Source organism: Uliginosibacterium sangjuense, assembly GCF_059132465.1.
Genome location: NZ_CP101132.1, coordinates 2,098,421 through 2,114,936, shown reverse-complemented (window position 1 = coordinate 2,114,936; position 16,516 = coordinate 2,098,421). Strand labels below are relative to the sequence as shown.

Sequence of the window (16,516 nt, the reverse complement as noted above, 5' to 3'; positions counted from 1 at the left end):
AACTAGGCTAGGCGCCTGTACTTCCATTCGTAGTGAATCGTCGCGCCTTCCATGCGCGAGTGTACCCCGTGGTCTTCAAGGAGCGGGGTGTCGTCAATGTACAGCGTTTCGTACCTAGCTTCACGAGACTTTGGTGTGGATACGCTGTGAAGGCGCCCCTTCAGTTCATCCAGCACGATTTCCTGCCTGCCCGTGGCGGCCCGGATGCAGTCAGCAATCACCTCGTCTTTTCTCCGCGCAATGCTCAGCGCAATTCGCTGCGCAACACTTTCGCGCACGCCTTCGAAGGTGTCTTCGGGCAGCGTCTCGCTTTCCCACGCGGTGCCGATGTAGGGCTGGGTTAGAGGTGTCGATTCAATCTCGACATACTCACCTGGCGCGGTGAATGAGGCGGGAGGAAGGTAGGTCATATGCTTGTCGGCTCCATGTTTCACTTGTCTTGTGGAGCGGGTACGGAGAATCGAACTCCGGTCCTCAGCTTGGAAGGCTGTGGCTCTGCCATTGAGCTACACCCGCAAAGTTGATCTGTGTGGCATGACTATAGCCACCTTTACTGCCTCACGACACCCACAAGAATGTCGCCTGCGTATTCATCAGCCCGCAGGCGCCGGAGTAGCTTGCCGCTTTCGCGCTGTGTGCATTACCGGGTTGAGGCATTCTTGTAGGCCCTGGGCACTTACGCGGCCCAGGTTACGTGATCCGGCCTATCGGGGCGCCAGCCGGTCAGGCGCGACACGTGCTTAGGAGCCAGTCCCCTAGCGGCATGGGTTCTGCTGGTTCCCCGGGCGAGAAAGGCAACGTCCAGGGCGCAGGTGCTTCCTTGTGCTGCTTGCCCGCTGCCGAATGACGGGCGGCCCGCCGATCTGGCGGTGTGTCCATCATGCTGGTGCAGTGGGCTCGGCGGTAGGGCTGAGTTCTCTAGATTCTGCGCTTTACCCATCGACCGTCAGACCAGCGCACTTCGTAGTCAGTGCCAGAGTTTGGATCAGTGAACGCCGCAATCGAATCGCCTTCTAGGGCTGGAGCAAACATCGACTGTTTGAACAACCCCGAACGCCCAGCTTCCGGTAATGCCATCGCTTCTTCGATTGTTTTCGGTTGCTTCGTTTCCATGGATTGATCCTTCGGTTCATGAATAGATCTCTGACGCCATGCCACCACGAGAGTTGCGTTATCCGACACTGGCTCCATTATCTGCCGCGCCGCTGCTCGATCCTTCCCAGGCGCAGCCGCGTTATGCGACTGCGTTATTGGACATCATGGTGTCGACTTAGTGTTGGGCGTCAAAAGTGCATTCGCCAGCCGCATTCCGGCATCAATTGCGTCCGCACGCATTTTCCGAATGGTCAGCCTGTCGGTGTCCAGCAGGCGTGCCATCTGGCCTTCGCTCAACTCCGCTGCTTCCCAGGCCAGCAGCAGTTGCGCGTTTTCCAACTCGGTTTTGTAGCTTCGCCGGCTGCTGCGGTGCTTCGCCTGGTACAGCCGTGCTTGCCTCTGTTGCTTCTGGTTCATGTTCTTCCTCCGCTTCAACCTTGCCGCCCAACAATTCCGTCGAGAGTGACGGCCCAAAGCTGCGCTTTGGGTTCCCTAAGCCTGCGGCTCCGGCCGCACCTCACGTCAGGTGTTAGATTCCATTTCGCAGTCAGCAAACTCGATGATCGCTGCAATAAAGCCCTTCCACTGCTCTTGGTCGAACTTCATCGTTTCGGCCAGTTGTTTGTGTCCGTCAAAGAGGCCGCAGCTTTGAAACTCAATATCGAAGTCCCACCACGCACCCCTGATGGACGTACCCCAATTGAGCCTGTCAGCAAAGAATGGCATGTTGCACATGAGCAAGTACCAGCGGTATTGCTCCGGGTCTTTGATGTAATCGAACGTCTCGCCGTTGTTGATCGCTCGGCAAACCTCTACCGCCTTGCGTGCGAACAGAACAGACATTTCGCCGTCGTAGGTAGTGAAGTCAAAGATGTGATCGCCGAGGTATTCAAGTCGGCTTTCTGGCGGGCTCCCGCACATCTGCCTTGCATCGGCGTAGCTGTTTTCAAGCAATTCTTTGTAGTTCATTGTTCTTCACCCGTGAAATCTAACAACACGGTCGAGCAGACCGCCTGCAAGCTGCGCTATCGTGCGTCAGCTCACCTCTGCGTTCGGCGTCTCTTTCATTGGGTGCGTATCCGGCATGTTTTCACCGAGCAATTCGGTTAGTTTGGAGGCAGAAATCCCGAGGACATTCGCTGCCAATTTCAACCGCGCCTCTTTGGTGTAATCCCTGTAATTCCATCCACATGTGCAAGGTGTATCCCAGCACTTCACGCAGTCACTCATGGCCATGATTCTGTCCTTTCAAAAGTCGGCGCTGGACTACGGCGCTTCGTTGTCGGCAGCCGCCGAACCCGGCAGTCGAGAGGGAGACTCCGGCGATAATGACGCCTCCGGCCCCCTCACTTTTGCGTTACAAAAACGCCTCGCGCGCAGATCGCCACGCTGGGTCACCGGCATGCTGCTTCACTAGCACCTCGACATCCCACATGAGTTTCCAGGCCGGCGAACATCCGTTGATCGATATGGCCTGCTCGGCAGCCACCTCGGGTATGGATCGCATCAGCGAGCGGTGCCCGACAGACCACAGCACGGCATCCACCACCCACTGACGCGGCGCGGTCCTTGGCAACTTGTCGGCCAGCCTGTCGGCGATGGTTTCCGCGCCAGCCATCACCTCGGACTCGGTACCGCACCACATCATGATGATGGCGCGCTCGATGTCGGCCAGGCCGGGTAGCCTCTCGTCGAGTTGTCCAGCCCGCACACACTCTCGCAGCGATTCAGCGATGGTCTTCATCGTTTTCCCTCGAATGCCTCGATTGACGCGGAGACGACAGGCTGCGTCACGCTCCGCTTGCCGCTCCCCATGTACTTGCCGGTGACGGCGCCGAACCAGCCCGGGTCATCCCGGCGCAGGCCGATCAGACCCTCCCCGCGCATGGCCACGAACACCGTTTCCGGGTGGGCGCAGCGAGCTTCGGAGATCATCGCGTTGCGCCTGGCCGGCGTGCAGTCGCGGCAGTACCTGGCGCTGTCCCAGTCGCTGGCCTTGGCCTCGCGGATGTAGCCCTGCCAGTCGTCCTCGGTGCCGTCCCAGCAGGCCGGCATCATCGGCGCGGCCGGTGCTGGCGCTTCAACCTGGTCGGCGAACAGATCGCCCTGCTCCGGCACCTGCACAACCTTGGCCGCCTTGGGCGGGCGCACGTCGACCACCCAGCCGTCTGGAGCCTCAAGCACGGCGGCCAGGGCCTTCCCTCGCGCCGTGATGGTGTTGCCCAGCAGGTGGATGGTGCGCGTGTGCGTCATCGATCCCACCAATCAGCCTTCTTCATGCGCTTCGACATGCCGTTCTCGAACATGAGGTGGGTGCCGTAGTCGTGGCATACGAACCACTCCCGGCCCTGGCTTCCGTCGTCGTTCTTCGACCTGGCCATGCCGTAATTCGTGCGCTTGAGATCGGACAGGAAGGTCGGCACTCGGTCCGGGAATTCATGTGGCGCAGCCGGCCGCGTGCGTTCCATAACCAGGATCACGCCATTCGGGCTGATCCAGCGGCACTCCGCGAACCACCGCGCGTAGGGCGTCATGCGCACGCGCTGCCACGTCTCCCACTCAATGACGTTCTGAAACTGGCCTGAGCCTTCCTCGACCTTGATCACGCAGTCGGGCAGCAATTTGCTGCTGAATACATTGCGGCTCATGCCGTAGCCAATCTGCTCGTCGCAGAGCAGGTTGAACGATTCGCGCCAGGTCGTTTCGATCATGCAGCTTCCTTTCGCTTCGCCGCGCAGTTGCCGCAGACCCACCGGCCGCGACCATTCGCCATCGGCTTCATGTAGCCGCCCTGGATTGGTCCGCGTCCGTTGTGGTTGCTGCAATAGCGCTCGCTGTCGGCGCGCAGGCCTGCTGGTGCTTGGGCGTGGTGATTGATGGGCTTTGTCATGCGACCTTCCTTTCCGCTACCTTCTCCAGTTCCTTGAAGGCATTCCACATCCTCAGGCTGGCGAGTCTTGCGATGTCGATGGCGGCATCAGGAGTGATCTTTTCGGCTTCCTTGCAAGGGGTGGCGCGACGCACGCAATCGACAACCAGACGTGCCGCGCGCGGAACTTCATGTCGTACCCTGCTTTGATCCGAAAGAAGGAGCACGCCGGAAGATGGCGATGGCAGAAACTCGAACAGAGACTCGTCCCAAATCTCCTTTGGCATGGCGTAGTAGTGCTTCCATACCTTTCTGGGCCATTGTTGAGGCTTGTTCTCGTACAGCGCAGGCTGGCGAATGCGGCGTAGCCTTCCGGTCTCGTCGAACACCTTTTCCTCTGGCCCGTATCCGAGGAACTGACGATCCCACCACTTTTCCTTCTTTGCGTCTGCCTTGAGGTCGGAGCGACTGATCTTGATCTCCACGTCGATGATGCGCAGGTCTTCGGTAACCACCAGCAGGTCACATTCGTAACCGGTCCAGTTGCAGTTGGGGACCACCACCAGATACTTGCGGTTGAAGAACTGCTCAGCCAGGGCGCGAGCGATGGAACGTTCTGACCAGCTCATGCGATCACCTTCAACTTTCCGGCCCTGGCCAGAGCCTGCAGGGTCAGCACGATGGCGCGGTCCATCATGGCGCGCCGCTCTTCTCGGGTCAGGCGCGGGCCGCTGTCGATTTCGACGTGGCATGCCGGGCACAGCGCTGCGGTAAGCGCGTCATCCATCTTCCGGCCCTTGGCTTTTCCCTCGTTGCGGTGGGCTACCTGCACGCCGTGAGCACCGCACAGCACGCAGTGCCCGATGCTGGCGACTGCTGCCAGCCAGTCTCGGGAGCGGAAATACACCGGGTCGCGCTTGCCGGTAGGAGCCTCGGTGCCCGGGCGCTGAACGATCTTGGAGGGGCGGGCCGTGGCGCTCATCGATAGATCTCCGGGTGGCTGGTTCCGTAGATAATCGCGTTCAGGTACAGACGATCCATCTCGGCCCGACCTTCACCGTATGCAGCAGACAGCGCCAACGCGCGGCGAGTCGTGCGGCGCCACCGATCGATCGCGCGCCAATCCTCCCGAGTCGTCGAACGAGGGAGGTTCGGAAGAGTGATGTCGAACGGAATGCGTGTCATCGCTCCTGGCCCTCCATCCACTTCGGGGCCTTGAAGCGCACGCCCTTCTCTGCTCCGAAGGCCTCGATCAGGTCGATCAGCTCGCGCATCTCGCGCTGGCTCATGTTGCTGGTGCTGCGGCCGACGATCACGAAGCCGCCGTTGATGCCCGGCACGACCTTTTCCTTGCGCAGCGCCGCGGTAAGCATGTCCTTCCACTCGTCATCCGTCAGGGTCTGGCCATACCACACCACCTGCTCGGACACGTCGCGCAACATCGCCCACATGCGGGCGTTCAGGTCCAAGCTTCGCGTGGTGTGCTGCACCGTCAGCACGATCGCATGCTCCGCGCGCACCTCGGACAAGGCGATCTCGTGGGCCTGCACGAAAGCAGGCCGCACGGATTCGAAGGACTTGATGACCTCGCGGAACATCAGCGCACCTCCAGCCCGAAAAGCGCCGCGCGGGCCCGGCTGCCCTTGTCGGCGTCGAGCTTGCTCTGTGCCGGCGTGCGGATGGCGTTGGTCAGCATGCGGCCGTAGGCGGCGCTCATATTCTGTTGCGCGGCCAGGTATTGCTGTTGGCTCGCCAGTCCATCGAATAGCGCCGCACCGGTATCGGGGTCGTAGAAGATGAGTCCGTCAGGCCTGCTTTGCTCAGCATCCAGCCTCTGTTGCGCGGCCAGGGCACGCGCGCCGCTCTCGCAGTTCTCGAAGTTGCTCATGACGGCATCCCATCCAGCTCGCCGACCCACACCTCTACACCAGGTCGCTCGGCAAACCGCCGCTGCACGACGACATCTGAAATCTGCGAGTCATCGCGGAACACGATGCCGTTCAGGCCGTCACCGATCGACTTGATGACGTTGTCGACATCAGGCTTCTTTGTCGGGATGATCTCTCCGCGCATGGCCATACCCTGCTTCTTGTAGCTCCAACTCTTGGGGATGGGCAGGCCGATGCGCAGATGAAGCGCGACGGGAGACTGCGTTGGCGCGCGGCCGGCCATCGCTTCCTGGGCTTCCAGGCGGACAAGGTTTTCGTACTCGACCGTATCCTTCGGGGTGTAGCTTGCGACGAACTGCTTGCCGTCGCGGCCATGCGCGATGCGCGAGCGGTGGCGGCCCTTCCCTTTCGGTTCGCCCGGCACGAAAAACCGGACCTTCAGCTTTTCACTCACTTCGTCAGCTCCTTCGCGAGCTTGGCCCGCAACCTGTTTGCGAATGCCGGGCCGTAGGGGTCCGGCTTGTCCTCGTAGTACGCCACTTCCTTCTCGCGCTCCCACGGCCGCATCCAGTAGCAGTTCTGCCAGTGCGTCCGCAGGTAGTCGGCGATGTGATCAACCAGGTCGCTCACGTGGCGCCCATGCGCCATTTCCGACGCGCTTGTAGCCCATCAGCGCGGCAATGATCGGATCGCGGAAGATGGGCGTTTTCCTGATCCTCAGCGCCTGCTTGTCACGATTCTTCTGAACGATTTCAATCCAGCGGTCAGGGTCTGACCGGCGCAGCCTGGCCAGGTAATCGCGCTGCTTCTCGTAGCCCGTTTTCTTCGGAGGATGTGGCTCATCGCGGCCTTTACCGAGGGAATAGACAGGCACGTATCGCGTCTTTCCCGACGGCTTCCGCCATGCGCTGATATGCACCTCGCCATCAGCGTGCATCCTGCGCAGCGTGCCCTGAGCGGAATTTGTACTGATCCCCGTCGCGCGGCTCACGGAATACTTGTCGAGCCTCGTGCGCTTCTCGAACAGCGCGCGAATCGCAACTCGCTGCGTTGGCGTGCCGGCATAGTTCGGGCGTGTAATGGCGGCGTTCTTAGTCATCCTCGCCCCCGAAGCTGTAGCCTTCCTTGCGCTCTGGTCGGGCCGGCTTCCATCCTGGCGCCAGATCTCGGAAGCGTGTTTCGCACCCGATCCAGGCCGTGCGGATCATTCCAATCTCGCCGTTGCGGTGCTTGCCGATGATCAGCTCGGCCGTGCCGCGGTCCTGCGACTCGGGGTAATACACCTCGTCCCGATAGACGAAGAGGATGATGTCGGCGTCCTGCTCAATGGCGCCAGACTCGCGCAGGTCGGACATCATCGGGCGCTTGTTCGGCCGTTTCTCCAGCTCGCGGTTGAGCTGGGACAACGCGATTACCGCGACGTCCAGCTCCTTGGCCAGGTTCTTGAGCCCACGCGAGATATCGCTGATCTCCTGCGCGCGATGCTCGCCCTTCGTGGTGCCAGACATGAGCTGCAGGTAATCGACGACGATGGTCCCCAGCTTGTTGCCCATCTGCTTCTTGGCCTTGCGCGCCTGGGCACGCACCTGCAGGGCGGTGGGAGACACCGCATCCATCACCCGCACAGGCAGCGTCGCCACCTTCGCATTGGCTTGGTTCGTGTCGTGCCATTCGGCCGCCGTCATTTCCGCGCGGCGGATCTTCTGCAGGCTGACGCGCGAGTGCATCGACACCATGCGGTCGTGTAGCTGCTCGGCCGGCATTTCCAGCGAGATGAACAGGCCCGGGTATCCGCACTGCGCCGCGTGGTCGAAGACGTTCAGCGCCAGGGCGGTCTTGCCCATGGATGGCCGGCCGGCAATCACGATCAGGTCGCCGCGCTGCAAGCCGCCGGTGAGGTGATCGAGATCCACCAGCCCTGTCGGGATGCCGGTGGGCTTGCCCTTGGCCGCCTCGCGCCGCTCCATCAACTGCACCCACTTCCCGGACAACGTGTCGGGGGTGATCAGCTCCGCGTCGCTGGAAACCTCGCCGATGGCGCCCCCGATTCGCGTCTGCACCTGATCCACGATCTGATCCACCGTGGCGCCGGCCGGTGACCAGCAAGCCGCCTTCGCCTCGTCCAGCGCCACGATCATCCGGCGCAGCTTCGCGCGGTCGCGCACGATCTCGGCATAGCGCTTGATGTTGGCGGATCCTGCTGCGGACCCCGCCATCTCGCTCAGGTAGGCCAGGCCGCCGACCTTCTCTGCATCCCCGGCGCGGTCCAGCGCTTCGAACACGGTCACCACGTCGGCCGGCTTTCCCTGCGTCAGCTCGCCGGTGATCACTCGGAAGATGCGGCGATGATCGTCGCGGTAGAAGTCGGCCTCGGCCACCACGTCGGCGATTCGGTCCAGCGCGCCGTTGTCCAGCATCAGGCCGCCCAACAGGTACTGCTCAGCCTCGATGCTGTGCGGGGGCACCTTGAGCGAGGCGTGCATCGGCTCGTCCAGGTAGGCGGGAATGTCGGTCATGCCGCCGCCCTCCCCTGCGATTGCATCAGCGCCTGGGCTTGTAGGCCAAGCGTGGTCAGCCCGTAGCCGGTCGCCGGGTCCAGGTACCACAGCCGCAGGTAGTTGCACTCGATGGCCTTGCGGAAACGCTCGCGCCAGTTCTCGCAGCGACGGTCGGCGTTGATGCCGCCAGGCTGGTGCTGGCGCTTGTACTCGGCCCACGCCACGTTCATGAACTCGGCCGGCAGCTTGGCGGCCTCGCAGTAGGCCAGCAGCGGCTGGTACTGCGAGATCGGCGCCTCGCCGGCTGTGCGGCAGGCCGCGATCCACTCGGCAAACGTCTGGCCCTTCTCGGCGCGGGCCTTGATCGCAGCGCTCAGCCACGCCGCGGCGCTGATCGGCTTCTCCTTCGCCATCGCCTCGACCACCACCAGGGCGTCCAGGTCGTCGCAGGCTTTGCGGAGCTGGCCCAGCAGGGAACGGGCCGACGTCTCGCTGCAGCCACCGGCCAGCATCACGGGCAACCCGACCTCGTAGATCGCAGCCAGCAGGGAGGGTTCCGGCTCTTCGGGTTCAGGGATCAGGGAGGTCTGCCCTGACGGCGGCGGTGCGACAGCATCGCCGTCTGAGCGTAGCGAAGACGTAGGTTCTTTCTCCTGCTCTTGTTCCTGCTCCTGGCATCGAAGGGGCTTAGAAGGGGCTTCGATGCCCCTCTTTTTTGTTAGGTGAAAAGCGCTTGAGTAGTGATCGAACCAGTCGGCCAAGAACGGGTTGTCCTGCAAGGCGTTGTATTCCTTCTGGATGCCCGCACAGCGCTTGTCAGATTCCTTGAGTTCATCGGCAATTTGGTAGGTAGCCATCTCAACAACCCACACCATTTCAGTGCCGTCGTCATACTTGCAAAAGCCACACTCAACGCAGTCTTGAAGCCCCTTCGATGCCCCTTCGATGCCCAATCCAGTCTCGTGCGCCATGTACAGCATGGGCTGGTAGTACAGGCCGAGCATGTTGGAATGCGGGCTGGTCATCAGGTACATGGCGACAACGACCGCTTCTGCTCCGCGCTTGCGGATTGCCCGGCCTGTTTCGCCGGTCCAGAAAGTCGGAGACACCTTCCCGTAATCACGCATCACGCCGCCTCACTCGACTCTTCGAAGTCGAACAGCGTGGGCATGCCGACCTTCTGCTCGGCGCTCTTCAGGTACTGCACGCCGTCGAAGAAGTAGGCTGTGTTCAGCTCGGAAGCCTTCCCGTGGCGGCCCTTCAGGATGGCCCGGTACGGCACCGTCATGAGCCCGCCGAACGGGTCATAGACCACCTCGCCGGGGTTCGAATAGCGCTCGATCAGGCGATCCACGATGTCAAACTGAAGTGGACAGTTTTTGACGACGCAGCCCTCTGCTGTGAAGCTCTCGTCTTCTTCGACCCGCAGGCACCACACCTCGCGCTCGCCGGAATCTTCTATGGCGCGAACCTTCTTCCAGGCTCCGTCATCTAGCATGAATGGGCGCTTGCGGCCGTCCGCCTTGGTGTCGAACGACACAATCCACTCTTGCTGGCACCGAACCGTGCGCCCCTGGATTTCGCATTCGCGTTCTCCGCGACCTTCGTACACGGCAGCGATGACGCCGAACACGCGCTGCGCGAGCATGGCGATTCCTAGTGCAAGGGCGCGGCTCACTGTGGTCGCCATCCATCGGTCGCGAGATTGGACAAAGTGCCCGTCACCTGACAGGTATCCCATCAGAAGAGCTCGTGCCTGAGGAATGGGGAGCGTAGCCGCGATGGCGGGCAAGTGCTTTCCGGCGGCGCCGACTCCGCAATCCGCCAGGGTTTCCCGAATAGCTCCATCCCGATCCTTGACGTGCACTTGTTGCGCCGTCCCGGTGTCGCGCCATGCGCCGCAATACTGGCCAAGCCGTGCGGACAGGTCGTCTACCTCGTGCGAGCCGCAGGAAATCGACGCGCCGCCTCGCGCTTCCCAATGACCGTCAGCCAGCCAGCGTCCGACGATCCACCAGTGACGATCGTCATCCAGCGCAGGCTCAGTCTCGGCTAACTTCAAGTTCACGTAGCTGCTAAGCGTGTGCTGAGCTTCCACCCACTGAGGCTCGGATCGCTCGGCGCCGTCGCGCTCACGAACCCAGTCGGTCGTGCGCGCCCACAACTTGTGGTCAGGCGTCAGCGTCAGGCCCGGGACACCCTGCGCGCGAACGGTGATCGTCGGTCGGCGGCCAGTGCAGCGCGCGACCAGAACCGGACGCCAGCGTCCGCGATGCGTCAGCACATGGTCCCCGGGTTGCACGGTCTCGATCGGGACATAACCACGTTCGCGCGTGAGGACGAGGCTCCCTCTGGCGAGGCACACGTGGTTCTGCAAGCCTCGCTGCGACTGCGATCCGTTGAGCGTGAGCATGCGATTCACGTCATGCCACACCAGGTCATCATGTGATCCAGGCGCCAGCGACATGAACGTGCTGGGGAGTGCCGACATGCGGTCCAGCTCTTCGCCGATGCGCACGTGGAATTCGTAGTCGTAGGTTCGGTCCAGGCTGTAGGCTGTGAAAATCTTGGCCAGCTTGTCCGGGCCGTAGCCGGCCATTTCCTCAGCCGTCAGTTGGCGGTTACCGCTGGAGCGCCAGAAGGCATGCGCATCCACCTGCCAGCGGGCCCGGGTGTAGTCGTCCTTGCTCTTGGACACTGGCAGATCGGCATAGCCGCGGGTGCGATCCGTCTGAGGCTTGCGGAACAGCAGCACGTATTCCGGCGAGCCGACACCCATCTTCGTGCCGTCCTTGCACTGCTCAGACCAGCCCAGGCGATACGTCTGGTTGTTCTCGCGCACCACGTCGGTCACGATGGTGATCATCCCCATGTAGTCGAATCCATGCTTACGGGCATGGAAGATCGCTTCCGCGTGGAATGGGCTCACGGTGGGCGCGCCGGCGCCGGTCACATTCCCGAACAGGATGCGGTCCTTCACGTGGCAGCAGTACAGGCGGCCTGGCTGCAGGATCCTCAGCAGCTCGGGCGTCAGGAAGTCCATCTGCGCCCAAAAGTGATCGTTGTTCTCGGTGTGGCCGAAGTCGTTGTAGCTCGGCGTGTATTCGTAGTGGTTCGCAAACGGGATGGAGGTCACGATCAGGCCGACGCTGTTCTCTTCGGTCTGCCTGGCCTCAATAACGCAGTCGTTGTTCGCAACTGTGAAGTGCTCACCCTTCACCTCGACGCGCTCCACACCGATCGAACGCGACAGCGCGTCTTGCATGCTCAGGCTGTTGAGCCCGTGCGACTTGATGATCTCGGTCATCGTGGCCACCATTTCGTTGTGCTGTGCCCACTTCGCCTGCAGCGTGCGCAGCACCTCGCGCTCGGCTTCGGAGTGGATGATGTGGATCTCGCATTCGTGCTGCTGCAGGAAGCGATAGATTCGGTGGATCGACTGAATGAAGTCGTTGAACTGGTAGCCGATCCCCAGGAAGATCGCCTTGTGGCAATGCCGCTGGAAGTTGCAGCCGCTGCCAGACAGCTCGGGCTTGGTGGCCAGGTACTGCAGGCGGCCTTCGCTGAAGTCGATCACGCGCTGCTCGCGCACATCCAGGTCCAGCGAGCCGAACACCTCGGCCGCCGCCGGCAATGCCTTCTTGATGGCGTGCCGCTCGGCCTCCAGGTCATGCCACAGCAGGTAGTGGCTGCCCGGGTCGGCCTCGATGATCTCCATCATCTTGGCGATGCGAGTTTCGATGCTGTCGCGCTTCTCCGCGCTGGCAGCTTGCACGCCAAGGGCGGCATCACGGAACAGCAGAGACTGCCCGTCCCGGTCCTCCCCTGCCGTGCTGTGATCGCTGGCCACCTCGTGATAGATCACACGCAGCGGCGGCAGGTCGTAGCCTTCGTCGCTGTAGCCAAGGTCGGATGGCTTCTGCAGGAACACCGCCCAGCTATGCAACCACAGCCAGAACTCCTGTTCCTTGTGCGGGTACAGCGTCAGGTTGTTGGCCTGGCTGCTGTCGCGCTGGAAGAAGCGCGTCAACGCCTGCCCGGTGTCCATGATCCCCAGGAAGCCGGCGTAATGGATCAGCTCCTTGAACCGGTTAGGGCTCGGCGTGGCCGTGGCCACGAACTTGAAGCGCACGCGATCGAACAGCGTCAGGAAGGTCTGGTAGGTCTTGCTGCCGAAGCTGCGCAGCACGCTCGCCTCGTCCAGCGAGGCGCAGGTGAAGATGTTCGGGTCCAACTTCCCATCCCTAACGCTCTCGTAGTTCGTCAGGTAGAAGTGCTGGCCAGCTTCCATTTCCTCGGCGCGGCGGATGAACTTGAACTGCACACCCAGCAGCGCACCGTCGCGCATGAACTCCTGGCGCACACCGAGCGGGATCACGATCAACACATCGCCACCGGCGTACTTCTGGATCAAGCGCACGATTTCGACCTGCTGCATCGTCTTGCCCAGGCCGAAGGCTTCGAACAGCGCACGGCAGCCGCCAGCCACGGCCCAGCGCACGCAATCGCGCTGGTGAGGCTTCAGGATGGGATTGATCTCGTCGTCCGACACTTCGAAGCCGGCGCGGTCGGCCAGCTTGATCTTCCCGCGCAGGAAGGCCATGTAGTCGGCATGCGGATGGGTGTCGTGTGTCATCCCAGCAGCCCCATCCGTGATTCCATGGCCTGCACCTGGGCCGGCGAGCGCAACTTGATCAGGCATGCCATCGCAGCGGCATACACAGCACGCACGTCACTGCGCTGGGCAGCGATCATCAGCTTGCGCATGTCGGCGATCTCGCGCTCCAGCTTCGCGTCTTCGACGCTGAGCATGTATTCGGGTTTCGTGGCGCTCATCGTGTCGCCCTCCGTGCTTTTTCCTGGCAGCGAGCCAGCAGGCGGTCGCAGATTCGACGCGCCTTGATCGGGTCGCCTGGGAAGCGGCCGCCGTTGTACTGCTCGGCTTTCAGGAACATGACGATGGCCAACTCCATGCGCAGCAGGGCGGCCGTCCAGAGGATGGATTCGTGGATCGTGGTGCGCTCGAACAGCACGTACAGCAAGTCGAGCGGGTCCGTGCCCAGCGTCAGGCCGTCGGCACGCGCCAGGAACACGACCTCCGCGACGCAGCTCACTGCGCATCCTCCTGGGCGGCGATGTCGCGCCTGGCGGCCTGGCGGGCGTACTTGCGCAGAATCTCGTCGCAATCCTGCTGCTGCTTCTTGGCATCCCAACGCAGCAACAACAGGACGACCGCCACGAACAGAACAGCGCGCGCCACCACGGAACTGTCGATGCTGAGCAGCGTGTCCATCACGCGGCCCGCCCGATTCGCGTAACCCCCGTGGATTTGCCCGTCTGCCCTTCTTCGGGCTCGTCCTCTATCGTGAGAAACGAGAGCAGGCCGTGGGCGTGCTTGTACAGGACGGCGCGCTCGTACTCTTCGACCGACACGGCACGCGAGAACGCCAACCCTTCAAAAACCTTCTGCAGAGAGAGATCGCAATGCGACGTGCCGCGCAACAAACCCAGCTCGCCAAGCAGCTCGCGGGTGATCGCCTCGCGCAGGATCTGGCGCTTGGGCATGCCGGTCAGGATGCTGACGGCGGCCAGCGCATCTGCGACGGGTTCCGGGACTTCCACCTCCAGGCGGATGATGCTTTTGCCAAGGGGGTTCGCCGTGGTCGGCCGTGATCCAAGTTCCTTGTCCATGCTCGTGTCCTGTGTGCCGTTGTGTGTGGGTGTCAGGCGGCTTTCGGTTGCCCTGCCAACTCGGGCCAGATGTCTTGCCAGTCGTCGGGGCGGCAATCCGGTCGCGCCACCAGCCCGCCAGTGGCGCGCTCAATGGGGACGCAATGTTCGATAGGAATGGGACGCTGCTTATGCCGCCAGTGCGAGATCTGCACCGGCGTGACGCGCAACTGAACAGCCAACGATTGCGCGGTGACGTCCTTGTGGGTGTTGAGGTACTCGTCGAGGGTCATGGGGCGACTCGGTAAGTTGTCGTGACGCCCCAAGATTAGCCGCTGGCTAACCGTTCGTCAATAGCCTTCGGCTAATCGCAATTTTTAGCCGGCCGCTATCTAATGCAACAATGGAAAGTGCTGAAGAAACGAGGCGTAAGCGCCTCAAGCTGATCGTCGACAAAGCACATGGCGTGGCCGCTCTGGCAAACAAGATTGGGCGGTCATCAAGCCAGATCAGCCAATGGCTCAACGCGTCGATAAACCATGGGACAGGAAAGCCCAGAACCATCAGCGCGTCATCTGCACGGATGATTGAACAGGCTCTGGGGCTACCGCCGAGCTGGATGGATCAGCCACTCTTTGACGGGAGCGACCTCTCCGGTGGCGATTCAAAGCCCGCGCAAGAAGGTGCCCAATCGGGCACCAAGGCCGTTACCGTTGAAGATGCGGCGGGCATAATCGAGTCGGTACTGAACGGGCTTGGCGTGGATTGGGGCATCGTCGGCGTGTCGCGCGAGAAGTTCGTGGCGCGCGTCGAAGCAAAGCTGGCAGGAAAGCCGGCCCCCAACCTGGCAAGAGAGCGCAGCGCAAAGCCAAGCGCTGGACAGAAAAAAGCCAGCTCGAAAGCTGGCTGAGGTTCGGTCCCACGGGCCGGCTTCTACGGCCGTGTCTGCGCCGCCTATGGGAGGGACGGTGTTTACGATACAGGCGGCGAGTGGGTCAGTCTGACCGCTCGTCGTCTGCTTTCTGAATCTGGTAGATCAGCTTCTGCGCCCATAGGTCACAAGCTCGTCGCTTCGATATAGCACCCCGGCGCGGCCGATGACCCAATTCCGTTTCTGCGTGTAGAGCAGCCAGGCCAGGCCCAGAGAGCCGTCCTCCTGCACCAGCGCCGCCAAGTCCTGGGCCGCGCTGATCGTCTCCATCTTGGGCAGTTCCGGCAGGGCGAAAGGGTTGTTTCGTCGTTCTGCCACAAATGTCTCTCTGTTACGAGTCCATGGTGGCACAGGACAATACCTGACGCTGTGAATTGTAGTTTCGCGTTTAACCCGCCAGCAGGCGGTTTGCACAGGCTTACAAAGTGCGCTTGCAGGCGACCGATCGGTAACGCCTGCCCGACTCTCTCCAGTCTTCCGCGATGCTGGCCTGGGCCTCGGCCAAGGGCATCCGGCCTGCACACACCAGGCAAGCCAGCTTCACCTCCACGGTGCGCTTCCGCTGGTTGTCGGTGGCAGCCAAGAGCTGCAGGTTCACTACGGCGCGCGGGTGCCCGCCCAGCACCAGGGGCACGCGATGGTCAAGCGCCCACTCCTTCGCCTCTTCTGCAGGTATGCCGGCCTCGCGCATCAAGCGCAACTTGATGGGGTTCGTGTAGGTCGTGCTTGGCCGCTCGCTGGCCGCATAGCCTGGACGGCAGATGGTCTGGTGGATCGTGTCTTGGGTAACGTCCGTGTTCAGCGCCAGGGCGGCGGCCAGGACGAAAGCCAGAATCATCTCTTGTGCAACACAGCCAATGCACAGCCGGCAACAAGAGCTATTCCTACCCACTCAGATAGCAACTGCACCGTATTCACCCTGGCGTACTGAGGCGGGGAGAAGATGAACGCAAATCCCTGTGGGATCGTTCCACCGTCGATTCTCCGTATTTCGTGTGGCGGGAACAGCAGTGCCATAAGAAACAGCACTCCTGCTACTCCGATGACCCAACGGGACGCCTCTGCTTTCGAACGCCACAGAAATGTTCCGACGAGCGCCAGCAACAGTAGCCCGGTTACCCACATGCAGACCTCCTCGCTGATTTCGTCCTGATTCTCCGCCCCAAAGATGGTCGCACCGTTCATCTGCCCATTCGGGTAGAAAAAAATTAGCCATTGGCTATTGACAGCACATTAGCCGTCGGCTAACTTTCATTCCATGCAGTACCGCAACGGAGCCGAAAGGCCGGCAGGCAATACGCCCTTCAACAAGGTGAGCCAGGCGGGCCACAACCAACAAGCGGCAGACGTAGGCGCCACAAAGGCGCAACGCGGAAAGATCGGCGCGGCTTGAGCGCCAACACGTCGGGGCGTAGCGCAGCGGTAGCGCGCTCGCTTTGGGAGCGAGATGTCGGAGGTTCGATCCCTCCCGCCCCGACCAGAACCCGGAACCCCGCTTACCTCCCTGAGCGGGCCAATGCCGAGCGGGGCAATTTTTGTGGTGCGCGTCCGCCTCAACCGCACC

Annotated in this window: 29 protein-coding genes and 2 tRNA genes; 2 read left to right on the top strand and 29 right to left on the bottom strand. The window is 61.9% G+C overall.

The genetic code is table 11. From position 1 onward, the window contains the following. Window positions 1-2 precede the first annotated feature (2 nt). From NMB43_RS09875 to NMB43_RS09750, 26 genes are all read right to left on the bottom strand, one after another. On the bottom strand, window positions 3-410 hold the full coding sequence (locus NMB43_RS09875) for a hypothetical protein (RefSeq protein ID WP_494351987.1): 408 nt from the start codon (window positions 408-410) through the stop codon (window positions 3-5). A gap of 32 nt (window positions 411-442) precedes the next feature. Further along, window positions 443-516: transfer RNA gene (locus NMB43_RS09870), tRNA-Gly, on the bottom strand. Window positions 517-918: 402 nt separating this feature from the next. After that, complete coding sequence (locus tag NMB43_RS09865; RefSeq protein WP_494351986.1) at window positions 919-1,113, bottom strand: hypothetical protein; 195 nt, start codon at window positions 1,111-1,113, stop codon at window positions 919-921. Between the two features lie 144 nt (window positions 1,114-1,257). Further along, window positions 1,258-1,512 (bottom strand): hypothetical protein, encoded by a 255-nt coding sequence (locus NMB43_RS09860; protein WP_494351985.1) that lies wholly within the window; start codon window positions 1,510-1,512, stop codon window positions 1,258-1,260. A 105-nt stretch (window positions 1,513-1,617) separates the two neighbouring features. Further along, window positions 1,618-2,064: a hypothetical protein gene (locus NMB43_RS09855; protein WP_494351984.1), complete on the bottom strand. Its 447-nt coding sequence runs from the start codon at window positions 2,062-2,064 to the stop codon at window positions 1,618-1,620. A gap of 66 nt (window positions 2,065-2,130) precedes the next feature. Next, on the bottom strand, window positions 2,131-2,331 hold the full coding sequence (locus tag NMB43_RS09850) for a hypothetical protein (RefSeq protein WP_494351983.1): 201 nt from the start codon (window positions 2,329-2,331) through the stop codon (window positions 2,131-2,133). A gap of 121 nt (window positions 2,332-2,452) precedes the next feature. Next, window positions 2,453-2,839: a hypothetical protein gene (locus NMB43_RS09845; protein WP_494351982.1), complete on the bottom strand. Its 387-nt coding sequence runs from the start codon at window positions 2,837-2,839 to the stop codon at window positions 2,453-2,455. Further along, window positions 2,836-3,348, bottom strand: a complete 513-nt coding sequence (locus tag NMB43_RS09840) for a hypothetical protein (RefSeq protein ID WP_494351981.1) — start codon at window positions 3,346-3,348, stop codon at window positions 2,836-2,838. The genes NMB43_RS09845 and NMB43_RS09840 overlap by 4 nt, the downstream gene beginning before the upstream one ends. Further along, window positions 3,345-3,806, bottom strand: coding sequence for a hypothetical protein (locus tag NMB43_RS09835; protein WP_494351980.1), 462 nt, complete (start codon window positions 3,804-3,806; stop codon window positions 3,345-3,347). The genes NMB43_RS09840 and NMB43_RS09835 overlap by 4 nt, the downstream gene beginning before the upstream one ends. Next, window positions 3,803-3,985, bottom strand: coding sequence for a hypothetical protein (locus NMB43_RS09830; RefSeq protein ID WP_494351979.1), 183 nt, complete (start codon window positions 3,983-3,985; stop codon window positions 3,803-3,805). Before NMB43_RS09830 ends, NMB43_RS09835 begins: the two co-directional genes overlap by 4 nt. Beyond that, a complete protein-coding gene (locus tag NMB43_RS09825) occupies window positions 3,982-4,593 on the bottom strand; it encodes a hypothetical protein (protein ID WP_494351978.1) in 612 nt (203 codons plus the stop codon). The genes NMB43_RS09830 and NMB43_RS09825 overlap by 4 nt, the downstream gene beginning before the upstream one ends. Beyond that, entirely contained in the window at window positions 4,590-4,946 is a 357-nt protein-coding gene (locus tag NMB43_RS09820) for a hypothetical protein (RefSeq protein ID WP_494351977.1), read from the bottom strand. Before NMB43_RS09820 ends, NMB43_RS09825 begins: the two co-directional genes overlap by 4 nt. Then, the gene (locus NMB43_RS09815; protein WP_494351976.1) at window positions 4,943-5,149 is read right to left on the bottom strand and encodes a hypothetical protein; all 207 of its coding nucleotides are present in this window, start codon (window positions 5,147-5,149) and stop codon (window positions 4,943-4,945) included. The genes NMB43_RS09820 and NMB43_RS09815 overlap by 4 nt, the downstream gene beginning before the upstream one ends. Further along, window positions 5,146-5,562 carry a recombination protein NinB gene (locus NMB43_RS09810; protein WP_494351975.1) on the bottom strand — a complete coding sequence of 139 codons (417 nt, stop codon included), beginning with the start codon at window positions 5,560-5,562 and terminating at the stop codon, window positions 5,146-5,148. The genes NMB43_RS09815 and NMB43_RS09810 overlap by 4 nt, the downstream gene beginning before the upstream one ends. Further along, entirely contained in the window at window positions 5,562-5,852 is a 291-nt protein-coding gene (locus NMB43_RS09805) for a hypothetical protein (protein WP_494351974.1), read from the bottom strand. The genes NMB43_RS09810 and NMB43_RS09805 overlap by 1 nt, the downstream gene beginning before the upstream one ends. Beyond that, window positions 5,849-6,307, bottom strand: a complete 459-nt coding sequence (locus NMB43_RS09800; RefSeq protein WP_494351973.1) for a RusA family crossover junction endodeoxyribonuclease — start codon at window positions 6,305-6,307, stop codon at window positions 5,849-5,851. Before NMB43_RS09800 ends, NMB43_RS09805 begins: the two co-directional genes overlap by 4 nt. After that, window positions 6,304-6,483: a hypothetical protein gene (locus tag NMB43_RS09795; protein WP_494351972.1), complete on the bottom strand. Its 180-nt coding sequence runs from the start codon at window positions 6,481-6,483 to the stop codon at window positions 6,304-6,306. The genes NMB43_RS09800 and NMB43_RS09795 overlap by 4 nt, the downstream gene beginning before the upstream one ends. Continuing rightward, window positions 6,467-6,952 (bottom strand): hypothetical protein, encoded by a 486-nt coding sequence (locus tag NMB43_RS09790; RefSeq protein ID WP_494351971.1) that lies wholly within the window; start codon window positions 6,950-6,952, stop codon window positions 6,467-6,469. The genes NMB43_RS09795 and NMB43_RS09790 overlap by 17 nt, the downstream gene beginning before the upstream one ends. Further along, the gene (dnaB, locus tag NMB43_RS09785) at window positions 6,945-8,369 is read right to left on the bottom strand and encodes a replicative DNA helicase (protein WP_494351970.1); all 1,425 of its coding nucleotides are present in this window, start codon (window positions 8,367-8,369) and stop codon (window positions 6,945-6,947) included. Before dnaB ends, NMB43_RS09790 begins: the two co-directional genes overlap by 8 nt. After that, window positions 8,366-9,481, bottom strand: a complete 1,116-nt coding sequence (locus NMB43_RS09780; protein ID WP_494351969.1) for a hypothetical protein — start codon at window positions 9,479-9,481, stop codon at window positions 8,366-8,368. The genes dnaB and NMB43_RS09780 overlap by 4 nt, the downstream gene beginning before the upstream one ends. Further along, entirely contained in the window at window positions 9,478-12,987 is a 3,510-nt protein-coding gene (locus NMB43_RS09775; protein ID WP_494351968.1) for an LAGLIDADG family homing endonuclease, read from the bottom strand. The genes NMB43_RS09780 and NMB43_RS09775 overlap by 4 nt, the downstream gene beginning before the upstream one ends. Further along, on the bottom strand, window positions 12,984-13,187 hold the full coding sequence (locus tag NMB43_RS09770; RefSeq protein WP_494351967.1) for a hypothetical protein: 204 nt from the start codon (window positions 13,185-13,187) through the stop codon (window positions 12,984-12,986). Before NMB43_RS09770 ends, NMB43_RS09775 begins: the two co-directional genes overlap by 4 nt. Continuing rightward, complete coding sequence (locus NMB43_RS09765; RefSeq protein ID WP_494351966.1) at window positions 13,184-13,465, bottom strand: hypothetical protein; 282 nt, start codon at window positions 13,463-13,465, stop codon at window positions 13,184-13,186. Before NMB43_RS09765 ends, NMB43_RS09770 begins: the two co-directional genes overlap by 4 nt. After that, window positions 13,462-13,644 carry a hypothetical protein gene (locus NMB43_RS09760; protein ID WP_494351965.1) on the bottom strand — a complete coding sequence of 61 codons (183 nt, stop codon included), beginning with the start codon at window positions 13,642-13,644 and terminating at the stop codon, window positions 13,462-13,464. Before NMB43_RS09760 ends, NMB43_RS09765 begins: the two co-directional genes overlap by 4 nt. Continuing rightward, entirely contained in the window at window positions 13,644-14,042 is a 399-nt protein-coding gene (locus NMB43_RS09755) for a hypothetical protein (RefSeq protein WP_494351964.1), read from the bottom strand. Before NMB43_RS09755 ends, NMB43_RS09760 begins: the two co-directional genes overlap by 1 nt. A gap of 32 nt (window positions 14,043-14,074) precedes the next feature. Then, window positions 14,075-14,314: a transcriptional regulator gene (locus NMB43_RS09750; protein WP_494351963.1), complete on the bottom strand. Its 240-nt coding sequence runs from the start codon at window positions 14,312-14,314 to the stop codon at window positions 14,075-14,077. Window positions 14,315-14,424: 110 nt separating this feature from the next. Between NMB43_RS09750 and NMB43_RS09745 the strand changes: the two genes are divergently transcribed. Further along, a complete protein-coding gene (locus NMB43_RS09745; RefSeq protein WP_494351962.1) occupies window positions 14,425-14,931 on the top strand; it encodes a hypothetical protein in 507 nt (168 codons plus the stop codon). Window positions 14,932-15,057: 126 nt separating this feature from the next. Here NMB43_RS09745 and NMB43_RS09740 read toward each other — a convergent pair whose 3' ends face one another. The 3 genes from NMB43_RS09740 to NMB43_RS09730 all read right to left on the bottom strand — a co-directional run bounded on the left by NMB43_RS09740 (window position 15,058) and on the right by NMB43_RS09730 (window position 16,137). Next, entirely contained in the window at window positions 15,058-15,270 is a 213-nt protein-coding gene (locus tag NMB43_RS09740) for a hypothetical protein (protein WP_494351961.1), read from the bottom strand. A 100-nt stretch (window positions 15,271-15,370) separates the two neighbouring features. After that, window positions 15,371-15,790: a hypothetical protein gene (locus NMB43_RS09735; RefSeq protein WP_494351960.1), complete on the bottom strand. Its 420-nt coding sequence runs from the start codon at window positions 15,788-15,790 to the stop codon at window positions 15,371-15,373. Beyond that, window positions 15,787-16,137, bottom strand: coding sequence for a hypothetical protein (locus NMB43_RS09730; RefSeq protein ID WP_494351959.1), 351 nt, complete (start codon window positions 16,135-16,137; stop codon window positions 15,787-15,789). Before NMB43_RS09730 ends, NMB43_RS09735 begins: the two co-directional genes overlap by 4 nt. Before the next feature lie 220 nt (window positions 16,138-16,357). Between NMB43_RS09730 and NMB43_RS09725 the strand changes: the two genes are divergently transcribed. After that, window positions 16,358-16,432 (top strand) — tRNA-Pro (locus NMB43_RS09725). Window positions 16,433-16,516 lie beyond the last annotated feature (84 nt).